This is a genomic window from uncultured Allobaculum sp. (genome assembly GCF_948576815.1).
Lineage (GTDB): Bacteria > Bacillota_I > Bacilli_A > Erysipelotrichales > Erysipelotrichaceae > Allobaculum > Allobaculum fili.
This window is the reverse complement of the sequence record NZ_CAPAEZ010000006.1, coordinates 14250-38734: the sequence shown is the minus strand read 5'-3', so window position 1 is coordinate 38734 and position 24485 is coordinate 14250. Positions and strand designations below refer to the sequence as shown.

Annotated in this window: 15 protein-coding genes and 1 pseudogene; 6 read left to right on the top strand and 10 right to left on the bottom strand. The window is 52.0% G+C overall.

The genetic code is table 11. From position 1 onward, the window contains the following. Positions 1-74: 74 nt before the first annotated feature. From Q2J39_RS01485 to Q2J39_RS01450, 8 genes are all read right to left on the bottom strand, one after another. A complete protein-coding gene (locus Q2J39_RS01485; RefSeq protein WP_288338931.1) occupies positions 75-2087 on the bottom strand; it encodes a BglG family transcription antiterminator in 2013 nt (670 codons plus the stop codon). Between the two features lie 137 nt (positions 2088-2224). Next, positions 2225-3928: a PTS mannitol-specific transporter subunit IIBC gene (locus Q2J39_RS01480; RefSeq protein WP_288338932.1), complete on the bottom strand. Its 1704-nt coding sequence runs from the start codon at positions 3926-3928 to the stop codon at positions 2225-2227. A gap of 431 nt (positions 3929-4359) precedes the next feature. Beyond that, positions 4360-6291, bottom strand: a complete 1932-nt coding sequence (locus tag Q2J39_RS01475) for an NAD(+) synthase (protein ID WP_288338933.1) — start codon at positions 6289-6291, stop codon at positions 4360-4362. A gap of 282 nt (positions 6292-6573) precedes the next feature. Then, entirely contained in the window at positions 6574-7626 is a 1053-nt protein-coding gene (locus Q2J39_RS01470; RefSeq protein ID WP_288338934.1) for a glycosyltransferase, read from the bottom strand. Positions 7627-7634: 8 nt separating this feature from the next. Next, positions 7635-8798 (bottom strand): ABC transporter ATP-binding protein, encoded by a 1164-nt coding sequence (locus Q2J39_RS01465; protein WP_230268272.1) that lies wholly within the window; start codon positions 8796-8798, stop codon positions 7635-7637. A 291-nt stretch (positions 8799-9089) separates the two neighbouring features. Continuing rightward, positions 9090-11693 (bottom strand): glycosyltransferase family 2 protein, encoded by a 2604-nt coding sequence (locus Q2J39_RS01460; protein WP_288338935.1) that lies wholly within the window; start codon positions 11691-11693, stop codon positions 9090-9092. A 427-nt stretch (positions 11694-12120) separates the two neighbouring features. Beyond that, on the bottom strand, positions 12121-12900 hold the full coding sequence (locus Q2J39_RS01455; RefSeq protein WP_230268274.1) for an ABC transporter permease: 780 nt from the start codon (positions 12898-12900) through the stop codon (positions 12121-12123). Positions 12901-13105: 205 nt separating this feature from the next. After that, positions 13106-14644 (bottom strand): 4Fe-4S dicluster domain-containing protein, encoded by a 1539-nt coding sequence (locus Q2J39_RS01450; protein ID WP_288338936.1) that lies wholly within the window; start codon positions 14642-14644, stop codon positions 13106-13108. Positions 14645-15162: 518 nt separating this feature from the next. Here Q2J39_RS01450 and Q2J39_RS01445 point away from each other — a divergent pair. From Q2J39_RS01445 to Q2J39_RS01430, 4 genes are all read left to right on the top strand, one after another. After that, entirely contained in the window at positions 15163-16080 is a 918-nt protein-coding gene (locus Q2J39_RS01445; RefSeq protein WP_288338937.1) for an RluA family pseudouridine synthase, read from the top strand. Between the two features lie 161 nt (positions 16081-16241). Continuing rightward, positions 16242-16820 carry a hypothetical protein gene (locus Q2J39_RS01440; RefSeq protein WP_288338938.1) on the top strand — a complete coding sequence of 193 codons (579 nt, stop codon included), beginning with the start codon at positions 16242-16244 and terminating at the stop codon, positions 16818-16820. Positions 16821-16972: 152 nt separating this feature from the next. Beyond that, a complete protein-coding gene (locus Q2J39_RS01435) occupies positions 16973-18295 on the top strand; it encodes a patatin-like phospholipase family protein (RefSeq protein WP_288338939.1) in 1323 nt (440 codons plus the stop codon). Next, positions 18255-19820, top strand: coding sequence for a patatin-like phospholipase family protein (locus Q2J39_RS01430; RefSeq protein WP_288338940.1), 1566 nt, complete (start codon positions 18255-18257; stop codon positions 19818-19820). Before Q2J39_RS01435 ends, Q2J39_RS01430 begins: the two co-directional genes overlap by 41 nt. Before the next feature lie 208 nt (positions 19821-20028). Here Q2J39_RS01430 and hcp read toward each other — a convergent pair. After that, positions 20029-21660 (bottom strand): annotated as a pseudogene (hcp, locus tag Q2J39_RS01425) (hydroxylamine reductase). A gap of 194 nt (positions 21661-21854) precedes the next feature. On the opposite strand from hcp, the gene Q2J39_RS01420 reads away from it, so the two are divergent. Further along, on the top strand, positions 21855-22532 hold the full coding sequence (locus tag Q2J39_RS01420) for a Crp/Fnr family transcriptional regulator (protein WP_288338941.1): 678 nt from the start codon (positions 21855-21857) through the stop codon (positions 22530-22532). 154 nt (positions 22533-22686) lie between these two features. Here the strand turns inward: Q2J39_RS01420 and Q2J39_RS01415 are convergent, their stop codons facing one another. Beyond that, the gene (locus tag Q2J39_RS01415; protein WP_288338942.1) at positions 22687-23595 is read right to left on the bottom strand and encodes an RluA family pseudouridine synthase; all 909 of its coding nucleotides are present in this window, start codon (positions 23593-23595) and stop codon (positions 22687-22689) included. A 315-nt stretch (positions 23596-23910) separates the two neighbouring features. Between Q2J39_RS01415 and Q2J39_RS01410 the strand changes: the two genes are divergently transcribed. Further along, positions 23911-24297 (top strand): desulfoferrodoxin family protein, encoded by a 387-nt coding sequence (locus Q2J39_RS01410; protein WP_230268208.1) that lies wholly within the window; start codon positions 23911-23913, stop codon positions 24295-24297. Positions 24298-24485: the final 188 nt, after the last annotated feature.

The following is a 24485-nucleotide window of genomic DNA, read 5'->3' as shown; positions in this document are numbered from 1 at the left end:
ACAGTCTGGCTGCTGGAAAATTCAAAATATTGAGGCGTATAAAGCGGGAAAGCTTTATGCAGGACTGGCTTTTCTTAAAAGCCGATTCGGCTCTGAATGCGGTGGAGATAGCCGCTGAGAATGCGGTTGAGCGCTTCGTGCCGCTTGGAATCGGGTCCGCTTTTGAGCGTGTTTCGAAACGCGGGATCAAGAGCGAGCGCAACGTTGAGTTCGCTGAGCGCTTCCTGCATCGCCTTGGTGTGCTGTTCGGGAAGAATGGTGACCAGAATGACTTGCAGGCCGTTATGGAAGGTACCGTCATCTGGAACAAGCACGGCGACCTGGGGCTTGTCGGTGCCCTGGCTTCGGGTATGGAAGAGTCCAAATCCTTCGTCGGGATCGACGACGGGTCCGAGCTGTTCGCGGGTGAGAAGATCGCGCTCAAGGCGCTCAGAATCGCCTTCGAAAACCGAAGCGGCTTCGTGAATCAGTTCGTCGGCGGTTTTCCGATCGGAATGGATGATTGGTATCCGGTTGAGCAGCGGACGAATGGCCTGAATGGCTTCTTCTAGTTCCAGCAGATCCTGATCCATACCGGCCTGGGCGCTTTCAAGCGGCGCTGGTGTGGTCTGCATGAGGGCCAGCTGTTCCTGAATCTTTTTCAGGTCGCTCACCGGCAGCATCGGCGAAACCTGAATGAACGGCGCCGGAAGTGTGCCGGGATAAAACGTAGTAATGAAGAGCTCGAGATCTGCGCGTTTTCTGGCCTGGGCCAGCGAGAGGTTTTCGAGATCCATCTGGCTGGAGAACGCCTTATCCAGACGGGCACGAAGCAGGGCGGAAACGCCGATGCCGCTGGCACAGACGACAGCGGCGTGAATCTTTCGTCGGTACTGATAGCCGCTTCGCTCGAAGCAGGCGCCGACGTGCATCGTCAGAAAACCGATTTCCTCATCCGAGAGGGGAAGGGAAAGCGTGCGTTCGATCGACGCTGCCGCGTTTCGTGTCTTTTCAAAGAGGGCTCCGTACTGCTCCTTTAATGAAGAGAGCAGCGGGTTGTAAATGGGAAGGCCTTTTTTCAGGCGGATGACCGTCGGTTCGAGGTGGGAAAGCAGGCCCTGAATGAACTGCGGGTCGGTACTGAGCAGCGCGGCGTCGCCCGGCGGGAAGCTTTCCACAAACTGTCTGGCCAGTTCGAGAATTTCGTTCTGGTCGTGGTCAAGCGTACCGGTGGCGGCGTTGACCTTGGCTCCGCGCAGATGAAGCGCGATGGCATCGATTTCGGATTCCGGAAAGGTCAGTTCAAATTCGTCTTCCAGCAAGGAAGTGATTTTTCTGGCTTCCTGCCGGCTTTCTTCCAGATCCGGCAAGCCTTCGATGCGCTCGCTGGCCGGTTCGCCGGCCTGGATGCGCTCGAGAGCGATGACGAGATGAATGACCAGTCCGATATAGGAGTTCTGTTCGTAGCGGCTTAATCCAAGTTCTTCGCGCCGCTCGGAAAACAGGTCGAGAATCCGTTTGAGGATGTCCTGATTGAGCAGGGAGAAGATGGCACTTCCGTTGAAAATCTGTTCGAGGACGGTATCGGGATCGAGATAGTCCACGGTTTTGTATTCGACGCCGTCACGGACCAGTTCGGCCATGGCGCGTCGTCTGGCGTCTTCGCTGCCTTCAATGGTTCCGTCTTTGGAAAGCCGGAGATCCCAGGCGTCCAGACGGGGCTGCATGTCTTCAAGATCGTGCGAGATCGTCGCTTCCGAAACCTGAAACCGGGCGGCATAGACAATGAGCTTTTCTTTTTCTTCGGCCCGCAGCAGTTCATACAGAAGCATGTCCTGCCGTTCGTCTTTATCGAGTGCGCCAGGCGCCTGTCTTGTGTCGAGGGCTCTGGCGAGTTTTTCTCTGTCCCCGTTGAGCGATAGGCCGGGCCGTCGGGAAAGGGACAGGCCGTATTGTTCGAGAATCAGCCGGATCGATTCGAGTTCGCGAAACAGCGTTCGTCGACTCACCCTGACTTTGGCAGCCAGCTGCTCAGTGCTGATGGTCTGTCCGTCTTCAAGGTCCAGAAGCGTCCGGAAGATTCGAATCTGTCGTTGAGTAAGGTTCATAAGCGTGGCGTGTTTTTAAAGGGGCGTTTCCTTTGTGAAGTTCAGAGAGGAAACCATGCAAGTGAAGCAAGGGAAAACGAGGCGGGATCCAGGGCGATGGATCCCTGTGGAAATGAGGGAATCGAAAGGGTTAGAACTTAGCCGGCGATTTCTTCGACGATGGCATCGTATTCGCTGCCGCCCATGAAATTGGTGATTGGACGGATCGTCGCGTTCGGACACTGCTGTCTGGCGCGGTCGGCAAGGGACTCATGCGTTACGACAAATGCGGTATCGCTGGCGAGATCGTTGATGGCGCAATGGGTAACGAGAATGTTCAGGCCGGCGGCTTTCAGCTTTTTGGCAAGTGCCGCGGCGCCCATGGCGGAGGAGCCCATGCCCGCATCGCAGGCAAAGACGATTTTTTCCAGTGCACCAGGCGCTTTAGAAGGTTTGGCTTCATCGGTGTTCGAAGCGCTGGCGAGCAGATCGGAAACGATGGCATCGTATTCGGCGCCGCCCATGAAATTGTTTACAGGATAGATTTTTGCGTTTGGACATTTGGTGCGGACGCGATCGACCAGGCTGGCCTGGGTAACGACTGCTTCCATATCGTAGGGAAGATCGTTAATGGCGTAATGCGGAACCGTACAGTCTGCGCCGGCGGCGTTCAGCTTTTTCGTCAGTCCTGCAGCGCCCATGGCGGAAGAACCCATGCCCGCATCGCAGGCGAAGGCAAGTTTAGGCAGTTTCACGTCAGCCTGAATCAGGACTGGAGCAGCCGCTGGAACGGCCTGGCCTTTGGATGCGGATTTGGAAGAAGCGACTTTATGTTTTGCGGCTTCCATGTCTTCGTCTTTGCCGAATACTTTGAGCAGAACGCAGTTCAGACCGAAGGAAACGGCGAAGGCAATCGCGATGGAAAGAATGACGCCGAGATAGCTGTCACGGGCGGTCATGCCGAGGATGGCGATGATGGATCCAGGAGAAGCTGCGGAAACCAGACCGGAATTAAAGATCGAGTTGGTGATGACGCCGGCCATGCCGCCGCCGATCAGACCGACGATGGTGATCGGATTCATCAGAACGTATGGGAAATAAATTTCGTGAATACCGCCGAAGAATTCGATGATCATGGCGCCTGGAGCGGATTCTTTCGCATTGCCCTTGCCAAAGAACCAGTAGGCGAGCAGAAGGCCTAAGCCGGGACCTGGATTGGATTCAATCAGGAAGAAGATGGATTTGCCGGTTTCGGCAACCTGATTCATGCCCATCGGGGTGAATACGCCGTGGTTAATCGCATTGTTGAGGAAGAGAACTTTTGCCGGTTCAACGATCAGGCTCGTCAGCCAGAGCATGCCGTGATGAACGAGGAAGGCAACGCCGGTTTCCAGCGCGGAAGTAAGAACTTCGCAGAGCGGACCGATGGCCAGGCAGCCAAGGATTGCGAGGATGGCGCCTAGGATGCCGGCGGAGAAGTTCGTGAATAACATTTCGAAGCCCTGCGGCGTCCGCGGGGTGATGAATTCATCCACTTTCTTCATGCACCAGCCGCCGAGCGGGCCAACCGCCATGGCACCGATGAACATCGGGGTTTCTACACCAGCGGCAACGCCGATGGCTGCGCAGGCGCCGATGATGCCGCCGCGTTCGCCGTAAATCATTTTGCCGCCGGAGTAGGCGATGAGTACGGGCAGCAGGAAGCGCTGCATAGGGGAAACAATTTGATTCAGTGTCTCGTTTGGACACCAGCCTGTGGGGATGAAAAGTGCTGTGATAATACCCCAGGCAATGAAGATGGAAATGTTCGGCATGACCATTCCGGAAAGGAATCGGCCGAACCTCTGAAGCTTCTGTTTCATATCGTTTTGTTCCTTTCTTTGTTGATTCCATCCTACGTGGTTTATTTTTGGCCTACAACGGTTTCAAATTGACATTTGGCATTGCGAAAAGTGCCAGAATTTTTAAAAATCGGCACCGCGTTCCATGCCATGACACCGGGCTTGTACGAATGGTCATAAAAAAGTACATACGTCCATCTTCTTTCTTTCACGAAAAAGCAATTTCAGAAATTCTTTGCGGAAAACGGTTTTAAAGCAGATGCGTACAAGCTTTTCTGAGCCAGAACATTTTGTTGAAAAAACATCCGCTTCTGGCTGGTTTTATACAAAAAGCCTGTCCGATTCCTACAGGAAAGGGACAGGCAATGGATACACAATATCTTTCAAAAACAGGGGCGGTGCAGTCCGGAGATCCTTTGCTCTATGCAAAACAGGATCCGGATCGGGTGATGCTAGAGCTCGATCGAATCGAGATCGGCCATCCACATGGAGCGGGAAGCGTCGGAAGGCATGCGCCAGTCGCCGCGCGGGGAGAAGTTGACGGAACCAACCTTGACGCCGTCTGGCATGACGTTGCGCTTGAACTGCTGGCTGAAAAAGCGCTGATAAAACAGACGCAGCGTCTTGAGAATTTCTTTTGGATCCGTATTTGGGAAAGCATGGCAGGCCAGATCGAAAATCTTGGAAGGCGATTCGTGGAATCGCATCATATGATACAGGAAGAAGTCGTGCAGATCGTAGCTGCCGAGTACCTGTTCGGTTTTCTGGGCGATCGACCCGTCTTTATCGGGCGGAAGAAGTTCCGGGGAAACCGGGGTGTCGCAAATGCTGGTAAGGACATCGTATAAAGCCGTATTGCCCTGATTTTTCGCTTCGAGCGCTTCGGTTTCGACCAGATAGCGAACGAGCGTTTTCGGCACGGATACGTTGACTGCGTACATGGACATGTGATCGCCGTTGTATGTGCACCAGCCAAGAGCCAGTTCGCTCAAATCGCCGGTACCAATGACGAGTGCGTTTTCCTTGTTGGCCAGATCCATGAGAATCTGTGTACGTTCTCTGGCCTGGCTGTTTTCGTATGTAATGTCGAAGGTATTCGGATCCTGATCGATGTCGCGGAAATGAATGTTGACCGCATCAGCGATCGGAATGACTTTTGTGGTGACGTGAAGCAGTTCCATCAGCTTCATGGCGTTGGATTTCGTATGGTCGGTCGTACCAAATCCCGGCAGCGTCACGGCGATAATGCCGCTCTTATCGAGATGGAGCAGATCGAAGGCGCGCACGCAGACGAGCAGAGCGAGCGTGGAGTCCAGACCGCCGGAAATGCCGAGAACGACTTTGGAGCAGCGGATCTTTTTCAGACGGGTCGCCAGACCGGTCGCCTGGATCGTAAGAATTTTCTGGCAGCGCGCAATGCGGCGATGCAGATCGGAAGGAACGAACGGATAGGCGTTGACGGTTCGCTTGAGTTCGATCGAATGTACAGGTTTGGACGCGAACGGTACTTTCGTTACGCCGTCTTCGAGCGATTCAAAGGACGTCTTGTATTTCATGCGCTCGTTTTTGAGAATTTCCAGATCGATCTGCGCGGTGATGATTTCCTGCGGATGCAGGATCGAGCTCTGCGCGAGAATATGACCGTTTTCGGCGATGAGTTTCTGTCCGCCAAATACGAGATCGCTGGAACTTTCATCCGGACCGGCACTGGCATAAATATAAGCCGCATAATTGCGCGCGGACTGTTCGAGTACAAGAGACGTCCGGTATTCTTCCTTGGCGATGACTTCGTTGGAAGCGGAAAGGTTGCACAGCACGTTGGCACCGGCTGCTGCCAGGCGGGAACTTACAGGAATGGAAACCCAGAGGTCTTCACAGATTTCCGGACCGATCACGGCGCCCGTCGTAAAGTCTTCAAACACGATGCGCTCGCGAACCGGAACGGCGCGCTTCATAAAATGAACGGTCGCGTTTTCCGGTAAATAGAGCGCGGAGGTAAACCAGCGCGGCTCGTAATATTCGTTGTAATTGGGCAGATAGTTTTTCGCGTAAAAGCCTAAAACCTGATGATTGGAAATAAAGGCGGCGGCGTTGTACAGATGGTTTTCCACCTGCAAAGGAAGTCCGACCAGAAGGGAAAGGTGATCCGGCAGCTTTTCGCAAAGCCATTCCAGGGCTTCCAGCACTTTTTTCTGCAGGAGGGATTCATAAAAGAGATCCTGACACGTATAGCCCGTTAACGAGAGTTCCGGGCTGACCGCCAGACGTACGGTCTCGGGCAGCTTTTCACAAAGAGAAAGAATATTCATGGCGTTGACCATCGGATCGCCGATCGATACCGACGGCGTCAGCGCGGCCACTTCATAATAGGCATAAGGTTTCATGATTCAGCTCGCTTTCCAGAACAGGCGAAGGAAACGATTCGACAGAAAAGTGCCCGAAGTTTTCCTTCGCTTTTTCATTCTGTGTCCTATTTTACCCGCATTTTACGGGCGCCTTCGAACTTTGGTCTGGAATTGGATCAGCGCCGCAAAGAAAAACCGAAATCCTGCCGCGACGCGAAGATTTCGGTTCGGTGTTTCTATTGTTCTTTATGGTAAATGCACGTACGCCTGTCCTGCTTTTTGCGGTATTGAGGCAGAGAATGACGCATCACCAGACGCGTTTTATCGTTTTCTGTTTTTGTCGCGATAGCCGGCAAGGACATAAATCCAGCCGCAGATCTGCTCTTTTCGCGTCATGCAGGAACGTTTGGGATCTTTCATGAGCTTTCGATAGAGTGAGAAGGACCTGCGATCCATCGCTTCCATATACGTTTCCAGAAACGCCAGCTCTTCGGCCATATCTTTTGTGAAAAGGTCACTTTGCGTAATCTGCAGTGAGCAGAGGACGTGAATTCGATCGAGATAGGGCGCCGTGCGGTAATAATACGTTCTCGCGTGCTTCAGTTTGGTCAGCAGCGAATCGGAATACGCTTGCGGAAGGCTGGTCGTATTGGAATCGTGAATCCGATAGTCAAACAGCCGCTTGTCCAGATAATAGAGCGAATGGGTTGTTGCGCCCAGCAGAGCGAGCTGCCAGTCGTGGGGAAGCAGAAAGTTCTGATCGGCGACGTAGCGCTTGGCCATGTCTCTGGTAATCATCATCGCGCAGCCCTGAAAGCCGTTGTGGATGAAGATATCCGAAAGTTCGATTGGCGTCATGCCGTTCAAAGTGATGTCGGATTTTTCGAGCAGGTTCTGGTTAGACCAGCCTGGAAGGGGATCTGCTTCGAAAAGTTCGCCGTTCTGGTTCATGAACGAAAAGGAAGAGGCGATGACTTGGGCTTCGGGAAACTCCCGATGCGCCTGCAGCATCGTTTCGATTTTATCCGGATGCCAGCGATCGTCCTGATCGCACAGGAAAATGAAATCGCCGCTTGCCGCTTCGAGCAGGCGGGCAAAATTTCGGATGTAGCCAAGATTTTCATCGCTGTCGAGAACACGTACGTTCAAATTGGGATGCGCTTCGATCCAGGCGTTAATAACGGCGTTGCTGTGATCGGTAGAACCGTCATCGCGAATGAGCAGTTCGTCAAAGGGACGGGCCTGGCTGGCGATGGAATCGAGCTGTTCTGCTAAATACGGTTCGCCGTTATAGACAGCAACGACAACACTGACGCGCTCCAAAACCGGGTCCGGAACGGAGAGCGGGGAAGACGATTCAGAAGAAAGAGGCATAGAGATCCTTATCCTTTATCATCGTCTTCAAAGTTGACGGGATTTTCATCGAAGCGCACACGGATGCTCTTGTGGTCGATCTGGCGCTTGGTTTTGCCGTCGCGCAAAATGACTTCAATGCGATGGGCACCGTCGGTGAGCTTTTCTTTTGGAATGATGACTTCAAAGCCGACGGTGTCTTCATGGATGAAGCCGGCATAGTCTTCTTCGTACGCTTTGAACACGTCGCTTCGACGGGATCGGCACGTATTGGGAAGTACTTCGTCATCGAAGAGCACTTCAAGCTGTTCATCCAGGGAGTTGGAAACGCCCCAGCCTTTGACGTGAAGGTTTTCCGAGTTGGGCAGCGACTGGAAGGGCGCGGGGGTATCGATGAAGACGGCGCCGCGTACATGGGCGTTGGCGTCTTCGGCGGCTTTCTGCGCTTCTTCCTTGTTGTCGATGGCGGACTGTTCCAGGTATTTGGAAATGACGTACGTCGGGTCGCCGTCCAGGCGCAGATGGCCTTTGTAAATCCATACCGCGCGGGAGCAGAGAATTTTGACCATGCCCAGCGAGTGGCTGACGATGACGATCGTCTTGTCGGAGTCGCGCAGTTCTTCGAGCTTGTCGAAGCACTTGTTCTGGAAGTGCTGGTCGCCGACGGCCAGAATTTCGTCGATGAGCAGAATTTCGGCGTCAACATTGATGGCAACGGAGAAAGCCAGACGCATATACATACCGGAAGAGTACGTGCGGACCGGTTCGTCGATAAAGTGACCGAGTTCGGAAAATTCGATGATGTCATCGATACGCTTGTCGATTTCATCCTTGTTCAGACCGAACACAGCCGCGTTGAAGTAAATGTTTTCGCGGCCGGTGAAGTCCGGATGGAAGCCGGCGCCAAGCTCGAGCAGACTGGTCAGCTTGCCCTGGGTTTCTACCGTACCTTTATTCGGGTAGAGAATGCGGGTCATCAGTTTGAGAAGAGTCGACTTGCCGGACCCGTTGGTTCCGATCAGAGCGACGGTTTCTCCTTTTTTTATGTCGAGGGAAATATCATCGAGGACGACGTTTTCCGTCATCGCGCCTTTGCGGCGGGTGAGTCTTTCCTTGAGGGTTTTCTGTTTGTCTTTGTAGATCTTGAAGGTCTTGGTCATATGCCGGATTTCAATAGCATTGGACTGATCCATGAATCCACCTCGCGTTTCTAATGCGAAATCCTTACGGATTTCCTTACTTTGTTTCAGTTTCTTTTCGTTCAGATTCTTTTAATTTATAAAAAAGGAAGGCACCTCGGGTTCAGAGGCTGTTTCCTGTTCTTTCGTTTTTCAAATTGGTTTTGATCGTTCTGGCTCTGCCATCAGGCGACAGGGCAATGGCCATACGCATTCGGAAAGAAACAAGGATGAGAAGGCAGTGACTGACTTCTCATCCCTGGCATTCTCGTTTCGGAACGGTTCTTTTCCGGATCGATGGGCCGGTTATTTCTTTTCAGACGAAGCTTTCGTTTCGTCTTCGTTTTTTGGTTCTGGCCGTTCTGGACGGAGGGTTCCGCATGTGTAGTAGTCTTCGCCCAGGAAGTCCGGGTTGATGTAGGGGTTGACTTCATCGTCCTTGCGCAGCTGGTAGGTAATGCTGGTGAGGTCGAGATTGGGGTTGTAGTACGGATCTTCGCTGCGCAGTTCATCCGGCCACAGATGATACATGCGGCGCACTTCGTTTTCAAAGCGGGCTTTTTTCTTCTCATCATCTTCGTAGCCGCGGGTCTGCGATTCGTAGTGGAACATGATCGCAAACGGGTTCTGGATGATCTGGTGGCCGGCTTTGCGGATTCTCAGGCAGAGATCAATGTCGTTGTAGGCGACGGCGAGATCTTCGTTAAAGCCGCCGATTTCTTCAAAGACGTGGCGGGGAACCATCAGACAGGCAGCCGTTGCGGCGGAGACGTTGGTCATCGTACGCAGGCGGTAGTTTTCGCCGCCTTCGACCTGACCGATCATCGCGTGACCGGCAACCCCGGAATGGCCGATGATGACGCCGTTGTGCTGGATCGTGCCGTCTTCATAGTACAGCTTGGCACCGACTGCACCCACACCGGGCAGAACGGCCTGGCCGAGGAGTTCCTGAAGCAGATCGCCGTTTATGGCTTCGGTATCGTTGTTCAGAAACAGCAGGTATTCGCCTTTGGCGTGCTTTACGCCAAAGTTGTTGATGGCGGAGTAGTTGAACGGATGCTGCCATTCAATGATCTGTACTTTATCCGGATACGTGCGCTTGATATCTTCGTAGCCTTCAAACGTCTTCTGTTCCGTCGAGTTGTTTTCGACCACGATGACTTCAAAGTTTTTGTACGTCGAGCGGCGGATAAGGTTGTCCAGGCAGACGTTGAGGTCGTTGATGTGATCCTTGTTGGGGATGATGACCGAAACGAGCGGATTGCCCGGTGTCGGGTATTTGAGATGGTACTGGCCATGGACGTCGGTATCGAGCACTTCGACATCCATGCCGTTGCGTGTCGCCCAGTCTTTGAGGGCACGTTCGCCGGCCGTGTAGGCCCAGAGCTTGCTTTCGGAATCGAGCGCGGTCGATCCGGCATGCATGCGCCAGTGATACAGGATGCGCGGCAGATGGCCGATCTTTTCGGGCTTGCAGATGTCCATCAGACGAAGCACGAGATCGAAGTCCTGCGCGCCGTCGTATTCGCTTTTGAGCGTTCCGCCGGCCGCGTCATAGACGCTCTTTTTCATCGTCAGGAAGTGACAGATGTAGTTGGTGGAACGCAGCAGAGCCGGGGAGAAATCCGGCTTGAAGTTTGGACCGACATAGCGGCCGGTCGCGTCTTCAAATTTGTCTTCGTCGGTATAGACGAAGTCGTAGTCGTGTTCGTTAAACGCCTTAACGACTTCAAACAGGCAGTCCGGTTCGAGGAAGTCGTCGTGGTCGTACAGCGAAATGAGTTCGCCGTCCGCCAGATCGGCTGCAGCGTTCATGTTGCCGGAAATGCCGAGGTTTTTCTCCAGACGGCACCAGGAAATTTTTGGATCCGGATGCGCCTTGAGGTAGTCTTCGACATCGTTTGTCGAAGAGCCGTCGGCGATGCACAGCTGCCAGTTATCGTACGTCTGTTCGCGCACGGAATCGATCATTTTTTCCAGAAGATCGAGCGGCGTGTTGTACGCGGCAACGATCAGGGAAACTTTCGGGTTCCAGTCAAATTTCACCCTGCGCTGCGCTTCAAGCTGTTCCGGTGTAGCGCGGTGCGCGAGGAACCAGCGGTTGTACTCATCGTTAAACGGGGAGTCCTTATGGGTCGCCTTGAAGTGGAGACGGGAAAGGAACGGTTTCAGCCCGTGGATGCGCAGGTATTCCACGCCATGGGAAATGCGCTGGGCGTTGATGCCTTTCAGATTAAGCCAGCTCAGTTTTGGCTGAACGATCGGAACGATCCATTCCTGCTGCCCGTTCGACACTTTCATGGAAAACGGCTTATCGAAGCGGGCCGGGTTGTTTACATAAATATGGAAGCCGCTGACGCGTTCGGTCAGAGTGAAGAAGCTGCGGGAAACATCAAAGCGGGCGGAGAAGCGAACTTTAGCGTCCTTAACTTCGTTTCCGTGCGCGTCGAGCAGGGTGATTTCGAACGGCTCGGACGAATTGGTGCCGATCAGCCAGCCCTGAATGATCAGAAGGTCTTTTTTCTTCTGGTACAGATAGACGTCGATCATCGACATCAGGCCAGTCGTATTGGTCGCTTTTTCGAGCGCCTGGCCTTCGAATACTTTTTTTCCGCGGCCGTTGTAGGTCAGTTCAACTTTTTTAACGTTCACGTTTGGCAGATCCGCACGCAGGGTAAAGCCGGCGTGGGTAATTTCCGGTGCCTGTTTGGCGAGGCGGGCACCCTGATTGCGGCGGTCGCGGCGTACGCGCGTGTGTACAGGCTGGCCGTTGACTTTCAGCTCAAAGTCGCCGCCTTCCGGAGTTTCGGTATCGACCGCGATGCCGGACATCACAATCGAAACGGACTGATCCGGATGCGGGGTTACGAGAAACTGGTTGATCATTAAAGAATAAAATTCATTGCTCATAAAATGTCCTTTTTAAACCGGTCAGTCCCAGGGCACAGGTCTTTGTCTGTGCGGCGTTCGGGCTGCCGTCTGATTACTTTACTTCATGTTTAACATCAAAATAACATTGATGAATCCATCGCGTCGAAATGAACTATTGTACACTGTCAAATTTTCGCTTTGCGCAAACCAAAGCAGTTCAACTTCGATCGCATATTTCTTTTCTGTCGGGATGCTCTTTTTATATAAAGGAAAAAAGCAGATCTCCATACAGCCAAAATCCGGATAGAACATCCGGATCAGGTCTTCTTGATTCTGCAGAGAAATGCGTTTTCGATTGCTTGTTTCCTTCGTGTTTAACACGTAATCAACAAATTAAATGTGCAGAATCCCTCAATTGGTGCCGCTTTGTCAGCGGGTAAGAAAAGATAGAAAGCCTTTGGAAGCCTTAGAGCTCTTCCGCAAAGCCTCTTTGCAGCTTGTCAAATACCCAGGTACCAAACATGGTCAGAACAATGCCGAGCAGCAGCACGATGCCAAGACAGATAAAGTTTGGCGCCGTTCCGTCCATCATGACGGCGCGGCTGGCGTCTACGATCATCGTCAGGGGGTTCAGACGGATCATATAGGCGAGAATATGCTTGGAAGGGAACACGCTGAGCGAATAAACGATCGGCGTTCCATAGAACAGCAGGTTTAAGACGAACTGAATAATGTTGTTAACGTCCTGGACGTACACATTCACGGCAGCCAGAATCAGACCGATGCCGTAAATGAGAAGGGCTTCAATCACTCCGATTGCCGGAATCCAGAGAACGTTCCACGTCAGAGGAATCTGGTAGATCACAACGAAGATCAGCATGATCGGAATGGAAATGAAGAAGTTGACCAGTCCGGAAAGAACCTGCGAAAGCACGAGGATCTTTCTCGGAAAGTAAACCTTCTTGACGACGCCCTCATTGGCCTTGATGCAGCCGGTCGCGCCGACCACGCCGCTCTGGAAAAAGTTCCAGGGGAAAATACCGGTAATCAGATACACCAGAAAGTTCGGCATGCCGCCGCGCATCAGGTAAGGGAATACCAGGTAGTAAACCAGCACCTGAAGCAGAGGGGTCAGAAATGTCCACAGGACGCCAAGAAATGAACCTTTATAGCGGCCGCGAATATCCTTGCGAACGTTCGTCTTGAGCAGTTCGCGATATTCGTAGAACTCGCGGATGGATTTCATGTCAAGCCTCCTTGAAGCCGGTACCTGTGTGAAACAGAAGAAACCGTGCCCTCCAATTATAAAAGAAATCGGAAGACAGAGTGAAAAATCCGTTTTCGAACGGGTTTACGGCTGTCCTCTATTGAAACAGATCTCCCCGAAAAACAAAAGCGCCGGAGCGTTTTGCTCCGGCGTAAATAGCGTTAAGGGAAGACGAAGCTGGAAATTATTCTTCCGGTGCGTCGTACATATGGGAGATTTCGTGCACGCGATCCGAATGCATGGATTCGTCCGCAAACTGCATCTTGTCTTCCTTGGCGTACTTCTTGACCTGCGCCGAGGTCTTGGCGATCGGGGCAAGCGTTCCGGCACCGGCTACGCATCCGCCCGGGCAGGCCATGCCTTCGAGCAGGTAGCCGTTGAGACGGCCGGCCTTGGCCATCATCAGCATCGTACGGCAGTTTTTCAGACCTTCGGCAGCCTGGACTTTTACCGTGGTACCCGGATTGTTTTTCTCGATAAGGGATTTAACGGCTTTCGCTACGCCGCCGGAAACCGCGAATTCACGGCCCGCTGCGGTACCTTTGTCAAAGGTGCCTTCTTCGGCAACAACCTGCGGCAGATCGATGCCCTTGGCGACGAACATGCCCATGACTTCTTCAAAGGTCAGAACGAAGTCGACGTCCGAACGAATGGAACGGCGGCTCGCTTCGAGCTTCTTCGCCGCGCAGGGACCGATGAAGGCCACTTTTGCGTTCGGGTGTTCCTTTTTAATGAGACGGGCGGTCAGAACCATGGGCGTAAGCGCCATGGAAATATAGTCTTTGAACTGAGGGAATTCCTTTTTCGCCATTACGGACCAGGCCGGGCAGCAGCTGGTCGCCATGAACGGCTGCTTTTCCGGAACTTTGTTCAGGAAGTCTTCGGCTTCTTCAATCGTGCACAGGTCGGCACCGATGGCGACTTCGACAACATCCGAGAATCCGGCTTCCTTCAGCGCCGCAACGACTTTTTCCGGAGTAACGGTCGGACCAAACTGGCCGACAAAGGCAGGAGCTACAGCGGCGATAACTTCTTCGCCTTCCTTCATGGCCTTGATGGTCTGGAAAATCTGACCTTTGTCGACGATGGCGCCAAACGGGCAGGAAACGAGGCACTGACCGCAGGATACGCACTTGTCGTAGTCGATTTTGGCTTTTCCGTCTTCGTCGGAATGGATGGCGTTCATGCCGCAGCTTACCGCGCACGGACGTTCAATTTTTACGATCGCATGATACGGGCAGGCTTCCATGCACTTGCCGCATTTGATGCAGAGGTCCTGATCAATTTCCGAATGACCGTCCACCATGTGTACGGCTTTTTTCGGGCAGACTTCTACGCACTGGTGGGAAAGGCATCCCTGGCAGGCGCTGGTGACCATGACTTTCTTTTCCGGGCAGCCATGGCAGGCAAAGGAGATAATGTTAACGAGAGGCTGGTCATAGTACTTTGTCGCTACAGCGCTCTCTTCGACGCCGTCACTGATCGCGCCGGCGGTGGTAATGTCGCGTACGGGCAGGCCCATGCCTAAGCGCAGACGTTCACCGATGATTGCACGTTCGAGAAAAACGGAATCACGGTATTTGGCCTGTTTGCCCTGAATGATTTCATAGGGAATGGCTTCCATTCTTTCTTTGTAATCGACGTCATCGCTGTAAGCCATATCGGCAATGGCCGCAAAGACTTTACGACGAATATCGGTAACCGAGTTGTAAACACCTCTCATGTAAGTTGCTCCTTCCTTCCTCTGTATGGAATCAAAATGTGATTTCTGATGAATTTACTTAAACAGCTTTCTTAGAATAACAAGTTGTTACAAAATTCACAAACGGAAACCATGAACTGTCGAAAATTATCTGGAAATGTAAGGGGTTTCGAAAAATATCGCCTTAAAATTCAGGCACAGGAAGTGACGGTTTCCCATGCGGCTTTCGCAGTGTGTTCCTTATTATTTTTATTCCGGTCATCCTTTTTTTCAATGTTTTGATTCAAAATGATATCGCACTGCACAAAAAGGAAATAAGCAAGCCGGAGCCGCTTCCTTTCATCCTCAGAAAATAGGATTTTTTGAAAACAGAAAACGGGATGGAAAAAAGCCGGCTGGATACTCCGTCGGCATAAAGAAGAAAAAATGAAGAAGAAAAGGAGAAAGGCGCTCCGTCCAGACGGTGGAAACACGCTTTTCTTTGGAAATATTCAAAATCCGCGAAAGCGGGAATTTTGATTGGAGAAGGAGAAATTTCTATGAAAGAGCTGATCATTCAGAAAAATGACGCGTCGCAGCGCCTGGACAAGTTTCTGCTCAAGGCGTTTCCAAATCTGCACAAGGGCGCGCTCTATAAAGCGGTGCGCAATAAGAAAATCAAGGTGAACCGCAAGCGGGCGCAGTTTGATCAGATCCTGCAGGAAGGCGATCACATTCTGCTCTTTCTGGCGCCGGATCTTCTCGAAACCAAACCGCAGACGATGGAAAAGCGGCCCGATCTGGATGTCGTCTACGAAGACGAAAACCTGATTGCGGCAAACAAGCCGGCCGGTCTGCTTTCGGTTAAAGATTCGGCCGAAAGCCAGGATACGCTCAACGACCGTCTGCTCTGGCATCTGTATAAAAACGGGGAATACGATCCCGCAGCGGAACAGTCGTTTCGACCGGCTCTGGCGCACCGTCTGGATCGGAATACGTCCGGTCTGGTGCTGGCGGCCAAAAACGCCGAAAGCGCGCGAACGCTGGCCGAGGCGATCCGGGAGCGCGCACTCAAAAAAAGCTACCTGGCCGTTACCCGCAAAAAGCCCGTTCAGGGACATATTGAAGTCTGGCTGAAAAAAGAAGGAACAAAGGCCCTGATCAGCGAGAGCCCGAAAGACGGCTATGACAGCGCCATTATGGATGTGCACACGATTGAGGAAGATCCAGTACGGCATCTGTGCCTTTCGCAGATCGATCTGCATACCGGACGCTTTCATCAGATCCGCGCCACGCTCGCCCATTTCCATACCCCGCTGGCCCGGGATGTGAAGTACGGCGATAAAAAAGGAAAAGGCGATTACCGGCTGCAGGCGTGGAAAATTTCGCTGGAAAACACGCCTTTTGAAAAGCCGGCTGTCATCGAAATTCCCAAAAGCGAAAGACTGTCCTTAAAAACGCTTCCTGCGGATTTTTAGAAGGGAATTCGAGCGGGAAGTCTGAAGCGAAAGCCGAAAGCAGGCCGCCAAACTGTCGATTTTATAAAGATTAAATACAGAACAGAAAGCGTGCAGATCCAGCGTACGGAGCGAAACTAGAGCCGGTTTGGAAAGTCACAAGTTTCTGTTACCGTCCAGATATGACACGACTGCTCATTTCTGCGCTCGTCTGCACGGGCTGCTTTCTGTTTTTTATCTGGCGCCACTATGGTCGATCCGCTGCTGGACTTATCTTCTGGGTGCTGTATTATCCGTACGTTCTGCTCGAACTGGCCTGGTCAGAGGAACTGCTCTTTTTTTGCGTTCTCGGTCTTTTTGGCGGCATGGCGTGGATGGAAGATTTGTATACGCGCTATTTCAGCGCGTACTGGCTGTTACCGTTTGGACTTCTTCTTTTCTGGAGTGTCGGACTCACGCACCCGGGATTGCGGGGCTTTTCGCTTTTGGATGGTCTGGGCTTTGTGTATGGCATTGGCGGTCTGGTTTTATGGAGACAGAAGAAACTGGGGCTTGCGGATGTGCTTTTGCTTTTCGGCCTGGCGTTTGGGCTTGGCTTTGAACGCATGCAGGTATGCATGGCCATCAGTCTTCTTACAGGCTTCGTTTTACTTGGCTTCTCAAATGAGGATATTCCTTTTGGAAGCGCGCTGATGATCGGATTTGTGATCGCCTTTGCGCACGGTATGGCTCTGTATGAGAAACTTGCGGGCTGCTTATGATTTTTTCTGTTCGCGGATCGTGCGCCGGAGGCTCCTGAGAAAACGAACAGAATTCCAGTTTTGAAAGGTTTGCTTTCCTGCCGGTTTTGGTACACTCAATGCATATTTCTGAACAGGAATGCATTTTTATTTTGTCAAAGGAGGGGATCCGAATGAACAGCTGGTTTGAAAACCTGAATGCCGTCCCAAATGGGCTTGCCTTAGGCGGCGGAGGGGCGAGAGGCTGCTACGAAATCGGTCTCTGGAAAGCTCTGAATGAAGCCGGGCTTTGCTTTGATGCGGTGAGCGGCACGTCGATCGGCGCGCTGGTCGGCGCCATGTATGTGCAGGGTGCCCTGCCACAGATGATCGAATTTGTACAGACGATGCATCCGCAGGCGATTGCCAAGGATATGGTTTACTTTCCCGAAAATCTGGGCAAATGGATTCAGGATCGAAAGAAAATTGAAGACTTTCTCTCCCGCTACATCTTTTCGAGAACGGGGATGAACATCTCGCCGCTCAAGGAATCGCTGGATGCGATGTTTGACTATAAAGCGTTCAGGGCATCGCCGACCAACTTTGCGTGCATGACGTTTAATCTGAGCACGAAAAGGCCGGAAGCCTATTTCAAAAACGAGATGAACGAAGAAAACGCGCAGAACATCATTCTGGCTTCCGCATCGTGTTACCCGGCATTTCCGGTCATGAAGATGAACGCTCAGGAGTACATTGACGGCGGCTACTGGGACAACGTGCCGGTAGATCTGGCCGAGAAGATGGGCGCGAAAAAGGTACTTGGCGTCGATGTCGAAGGGCCAGGCCTCGTGCTTCCGGTTTCTCCATCGGTCGATCTCTTTTTGATGAAGCCGATTTTGCCGCTGGAAAACTTTCTCGATTTCTCCCGCGCTGCGTGCATGAAAAATCTGGCTGCAGGCGAGCTGGAAATGGGAAAACTGCTCGGCCTGTATGCCGGTCATCTCTTTACCTTTGATCGAAGCAGTCAGGAAGCCATCGATTTTTACGAAGGCTATCTGGGCTTTCTCTTTTCGATTCATCGTATTTCCATGGAGGCCAGAGAAATTGCAGGACTCAGCCGCTGGGCCGTGAAGTATTCGCCAAGCGACTTGTCGAAGGCTCTGCTCGAACAGGAAAGCTTTGTGGAACTGCTCGAAATTCTGGCGTATCTGGCCGGTCTCGATCCGTATCGCGTGTATTCATTTGCGGATTTTCTTTCTTTGCTTTTTACGCGTCTGAGCGAGATTGAAGCCCATCCGATTCGCACGACAATCCAGAATGAAGACGACATTCATTCGAAAATGCGGCTGATCGTACTGATGAAAGAGCGGATTGCGCGCACCGGCGTCGATTCGATGCTGAAAACGACCCCGTACAATCGAATTCTGCCCGGCCAGGTCGCGCTTGCCCTGGTCTGGTTTTTCATGGAGGCAGCTTATGAACAGAGAACGACATCAGAACCTGCGTCCGGCCGATAAGAAGCCGAATGAAAAATATGGACTCGTCCTTGGAGGCGGCGGTTCGAAAGGGTGCTATCACGTCGGCGTCTGGCAGGCGTTTAACGAAGCCGGCATCACCTTTGACGCGCTGAGCGGGACGTCGATCGGCGCGCTGGTCGGCATTTTTTATCCGGGAAACCGCATCGAGACGGTTACAGACTTTGTCATGAACATGCAGCCCCAGGAAATTGCGGCAGATCTGCCGGTTCTGCCGGTGACACTGAAGGAAAAAGTGCTCGGAAGCCGGACAGTTCTGAATTTCATTATCAAGTACTTCGATTCCAAAATGGACATCACACCGCTGCGCGAACATTTTCGGATGATGTTCGATTACGAAACGTTCAAAGAATCGCCCGTACGCTACGGATGCATGGCGTATAACGATACGAAAAAGGAAGCCCGCGCCTTTTTTAAAGGCGAAATTACTGCGGAAAACGCGGAAGAAGTCGTAATGGCTTCCTCGGCGTGCTATCCCGCGTTTCCGAAAGTGACGATCAACGGAGAAGAGTATATGGATGGCATGTACGCGGATAACGTGCCGATCGATCTGCTCAATGCCCTCGATCCCAGCCTGGACTGGACGGTCGTCGTCGACCTGCACGATCCGGGCGAACCGCTGCCGCCTTCCTTAACGGAAGACATGTTTTATCTCGAACCGCTGATTAATCCGGGAAACGCGCTGGATTTTTCTACCTGTCATGCGATGCGCATGTACAACCAGGGCTATCTCGAAACGCGCAAGCAGCTCGGGTCGCTCTGCGGCTATTTGTATACGTTTGAAAACCGGGATCTGCCCCTGATTGAGATCGTGGAAAACTATCTCATTCGCCAGACGATGCAGATGCATATTGTTTTCCCGAAAATCCCGGATCTGGATTTCCACATTTTGAAAAGCGCGCTCGGCTATACGCCTGGCCGCTCGTCTGCTGCAGCGGATCCTGGCTATGAATTTGGCCGGCTGGTCGAGGCGCTCGCACTGCTGGCCAAAATCGATCCCGTCGCGCTGTACGACTACGGCGACTATCTTGATCAGATCGTCACGCAGCTGGATGCGATCAAGTCGTCCTACGACGGCGATGAATTTCGGATCGTTGAATTTTTCTCGAAAATGAAACGGGAAGAAATCATGGTTGTGCTCCATCGCTATCTGAAAAAGAGCGGGCACTTTCCATCCAAAGTCGAAGCCATTAAAGAGCAGATTCCGCTGAGCTATACGCTGGCCTGGATCTGGTACTGCCTCGATGCACTCGTGGAATCGCTGCATCACGTACGCGCCATTCATGAAGGCAACGACGAACTCGAAGAAGAACTGTCCAGAACGCCGCAAACCCAGACAGAAGACGAATCCTCGAAAACAGAGAATTCCAAAGATCAGAAGACAAATACCGATCCAGCTTCTTTGGCGAGTCCGTCTTCTGAACCGGCCGTTTTGAACGCCCAGGATCCCGATGCCTATGTGCGGGTGATGTCCGGCGAAAAAGAAACCGAACCGGAAAACGTCTAGCAGCTTTTCCGATTTTGAAATGCGCATTTTCCCCATTCCCATACAAAAACAGCCCGAAGAAAACCGGAAAAACCGGCTCTTTGGGCTGTTCGTTTACCAGGCAGAAAAAGAATTCAGGAAATCAGGCAGGGGATGAAATCGATCTGTAAAGCGGATGGGAAGGATCCTTTAGCGGAAAGGAAGGAATTCGCCCAGTCGAACCGATTGCTTACGCTTCGTCGCCAAAGAACAGCTTCAGGTCCTGATCTACCGTACGGATGCCGGAAAGGCCAAAGTTTTCAATCAGGACTTTCGCCACATTTGGGGACAGGAACGCCGGAAGCGTTGGCCCAAGATGAATGTTCTTAATGCCCAGATAGAGCAGGGAAAGCAGAACGATGACGGCTTTCTGTTCATACCAGGCGATGTTGTAGACGATCGGGAGGTCGTTGATATCGTCGAGTCCGAAAACGTCTTTCAGTTTCAGAGCGATCAGCGCGAGCGAGTACGAGTCGTTGCACTGACCGGCGTCCAGGACTCTTGGAATGCCCTGAATATCGCCGAGATTCAGCTTGTTGTATTTGTATTTGGCACAGCCGGCGGTCAGGATTACCGCGTCTTCTGGAAGCTTTCTCGCGAATTCGGTGTAATAGTCGCGGCTTCTCTGACGGCCGTCGCATCCCGCCATCACCACAAATTTTCGAATGGCGCCGCTCTTTACGGCTTCGACGATCTGATCGGCGAGTGCGAACACCTGCTCATGCGCAAAGCCGCCGACGATTGTTCCGGTTTCGATTTCCTCTGGTGCCGGGCACGTTTTCGCCTGTTCAATCAGAGCGGAAAAGTCCTTGATTTCTCAATAGGCACTATCGATATGGCGGCAGCCTGGATATCCGGTCGTTCCGGTTGTCCAGAGACGGTCTTTATAGCTTTCGGCCGGCGGAACGATGCAGTTTGTCGTCATTAAAATCGGACCGTTGAATTTTTCAGACTCTTCGCGCTGCTTCCACCAGGCGTTTCCGTAGTTGCCCGCAAAATGGGGATACTTCTTGAACGACGGATAGTAGTGAGCGTGAAGCATTTCGGAATGGGTATAGACGTCTACGCCTGTACCCTGCGTCTGTTCCAGAAGCATTTCCAGATCGCGCAGATCGTGTCCGGAAACAAGAATTCCCGGGTTTTGGCGGACACCGATTTCCACTTCGGTCATTTCCGGATGGCCGTACGCGTCGGTATTGGCTTTGTCGAGAAGGGCCATGCCGTCTACGCCGTATTTTCCGGTTTCCAGAGCCAGGGCGACGAGGTCGTCGACGCTCAGCGAATCGTCGAGCGTTTTGCTTAAAGCGTTCTGGAGAAACGCGTCAACGGCTTCGTTATCGTGCAAAAGCGCGTTGGCGTGCTTGGAGTAGGCGGAAAGGCCCTTCAGTCCATACGTGATGAGCTCGCGTAAAGAACGGATATCTTCATCTTTGGTCGAAAGCACGCCGACTTCAGCGGCTTTCGATTCAAAGTCTTCTTTCGGTCCGTTCCAGAAGGCAGCTTCGGGCAGACCGTCTGTACTGCCAAGCTGTCCGAGCAGGTTTTCCTTCATTTCCAGCGTGTCTTCTACCATGAGACGGATGAAATCGCGATCAAAATTGGCGTTGGTAATCGTTGTAAACAGATTTCTGGAAATCTGATGATTGACCGCCTGCGAAACCGGCAGACCTTCAGCACGCATTTTCGTTGTAATGCTCGAAAGGCCTTTGGTTACGTAGACGAGCAGATCCTGCATGGCCGCGACTTCCGGCTTTTTTCCGCAGACCCCTGCGATGGTGCATCCCGTATTGCCTGCGGTTTCCTGACACTGATAACAGAACATTTTCTCTTTCATATATGTATATCCTCCATAGACTGCCCGGACCGGCCAGAACGGGCGGACAAAAGAAGGCGCGCCTTTAAAAGGCGCGACAAGCGAGCAGTTTGTTTGCTTCTGTGTTCGTTTTTACTGTATTCAAATGCAGACGATAAGTATGTGGTTAAAACCACATCGACAAATTTTTATGGAGAATTTTCATGGACGAAAAACAGCTGCTGAAAACCGCTTTATTTAAAGGAATGGATGAGGATGAATTGGGTCAGTCGCTTCATGCGCTGCACGCCAGAGAACGCCATTTTGACAAGGGAGAGACGATTTTGCATGTGGGCCGCTCAACGCATGAAATGGGTCTGGTTCTGTCGGGAAGCGTTCGCATTGAAAGCCTGGATGAAATGGGAAACCGGACGATTTTAAACCTTATCGTCCCTGGTCAGTATTTTGCGGAGGCATACGCTCTTCTTGGCAATGAGCCGACACTGGTGGAAGTTGCAGCCAATGAACCGACCCGCATTCTGTTTCTGGATTTGCAAAATCTGAAACCCGGCTCCTGCCGATGCGGGGGGTGGGAGACGAAAGTTCTGTACAATCTGACGCTGCTGGGTGCGCAGAAAAATCTGGCTTTATCCAGACGCAGCTTTTTCACATCTTCCAGAACGATCCGCTCCCGCGTACTTGCGTATCTGCGTTTTGCGGCGCTCAAAAAGGGAAGCCGCGTTTTCGAAATCCCGTTTGATCGACAGCAGCTCGCCGATTATCTGAATGTAGAACGGAGCGCCCTCTCTAAGGAACTTGGCCGCATGAAAAAAGAGGGACTGATCGCGTTTGAAAAAAATCATTTTGAACTGCTCGATCCCGCCAAACACGATTTGCTTTAAACGAACGAATCAAAACGGACGAATTGAACCGGAGGAAAAGGGAAACCTGCTGGTCCAGATCTTGCTGCAGGACATGAAAAAAGCTGCCGGATTTTGGCAGCTCAGCGTTTTAGCAAAATGGATCAAAATGGTTAACGAAAGATCAAATGCCGCATTAGTTATCGCTTTTGCGGGCAAGGGCCGGATCAAACCATTTGAAGCGGGTATCCATGTCGAGTTCGACTTCGATCGGCTTGCGCGTGTACGGCTGCAGAAAGCGCAGACGATAGGCCTGAAGCATCAGGCCTTTTTTGTTGCGGACAAGACCGTACAGCGGATCGTTCATGATCGGATAGCCGATGTTGGCCAGATGAACGCGGATCTGGTGCTTGCGTCCGGTGGAAATGTCGGCAGAGACGAGCGATTTGTCTTCAAACAGTTTCAGACGGGTGATGTGGGTATGGGCAGGTTTGCCTTTGGAGAAGACCATCATCTTTTCGGCTTCGTGACGGTTGCGGGCAATCGGGTTGTTGATGTCGATTTCCCGATGATCCACACGGCCGTCTACAACGGCGAGATATTCCTTTTTGGCGGTGCCGTTTTCGAACTGCTCATCGAGGAACGCCTTGACAAGCGGATGCTTGGAAAAAAGAACGAGGCCGCTGGCTTCCTGGTCGATGCGGTTGACCGGCTGCGCCGCAAAGCGGGCGCCGTTGGAAACGAGATAGCCGTTGACGCGGGAGGTCAGCGTATCTTCGGTATTGCCGTCACCATGCACGAGTAAAAACGGCTTCTTGTTGGCTACCAGGCAGAAATCGTCTTCGTAAACGATCGGAACGCCCGCAAAGGACAGCGGTGTCGTTTCTGAAATATCGAACGTTTGGTCGATGCGAACGGTGACTTTATCTTTTGGGGAAATTTCTTCAGCCGGGTTGGTGATGACCTGACCGTTTTTCAGAATTTCCGTATGTTTTTTCTTTTCTTTGGAAATCGCCAAAAATGTATTGAATTCTTCCAGCGTGATCGGCAGATCCGTCAGCGCCTGAAGATTTCCATCAGGGAGAACATGAATTTGAATGGACATGATTAAAACCTTTCTGTTGTTTTCTTCATCTTATCCCGAAGCGGCCACAAATGAGGAAATGATGAACGTTTGCCTGTTTTACGCAAAGGGAAGGGGTTTGAACGGATGCCAGGGCATCGGAAAATGCGGGTCGAGGCCTGCGTGGAAGACGGAATTATCCACTTTCAAAGCGCAAAAAAGGCAAAGTCATCTTTTCTGTGAAGTTTTCTATGTTTTTTATAGTTTTTTCTTCCGAACGAATGTCAGTTTACGGTCGTAATCGGGAGGCCGCAAAACGGTCAATGGTAGACTAGTAGAGACAAGGAGGAATTTCTTATGAAACTCTACAAAAGTGCTCAGGGCGATGTAGTTGAAGTTGTACTGCCCGTGGACAAGGAACTTGATATTACCATTAACGGCGAACCAGCAGTGCTTCTCGAAGCCGGTTCTACCGATGCTGCGCTCGAAAAACACGTACCGGATGTAAAAGTAGAAGACGGCAAAGTCTCCGTACAGGTCGGCTCGACCAAGCACCCGATGCTTCCGGCGCACTGGATCACCAACATCTGGATGGAATATCCGGATGGATCCGTAGAAAAGCAGACTCTGTTTCCTGGTCAGGAACCAGTCGCTGTATTCGATGTCAAAGGACAGAGCGGCAAAGCAGCTGTCTACGAATACTGCAATCTGCACGGTCTCTGGAAAAAGGAAATCGATCTCTAGTCGGTCGCCCAAAACCCAGCGTACGTAAACGACTGCCCGGCTGCAATACCACACACGCACAAAACGATTCAAGCCTGAGTTTTCGAACGAACTTAGGCTTTTCGTTTTCTCTTTTTAAATCCATACGGATTGAAAAGAATGAAACGCGTATTTGTTTGTCCGCCCGCTTTCTCGCTTCTTACCATTTT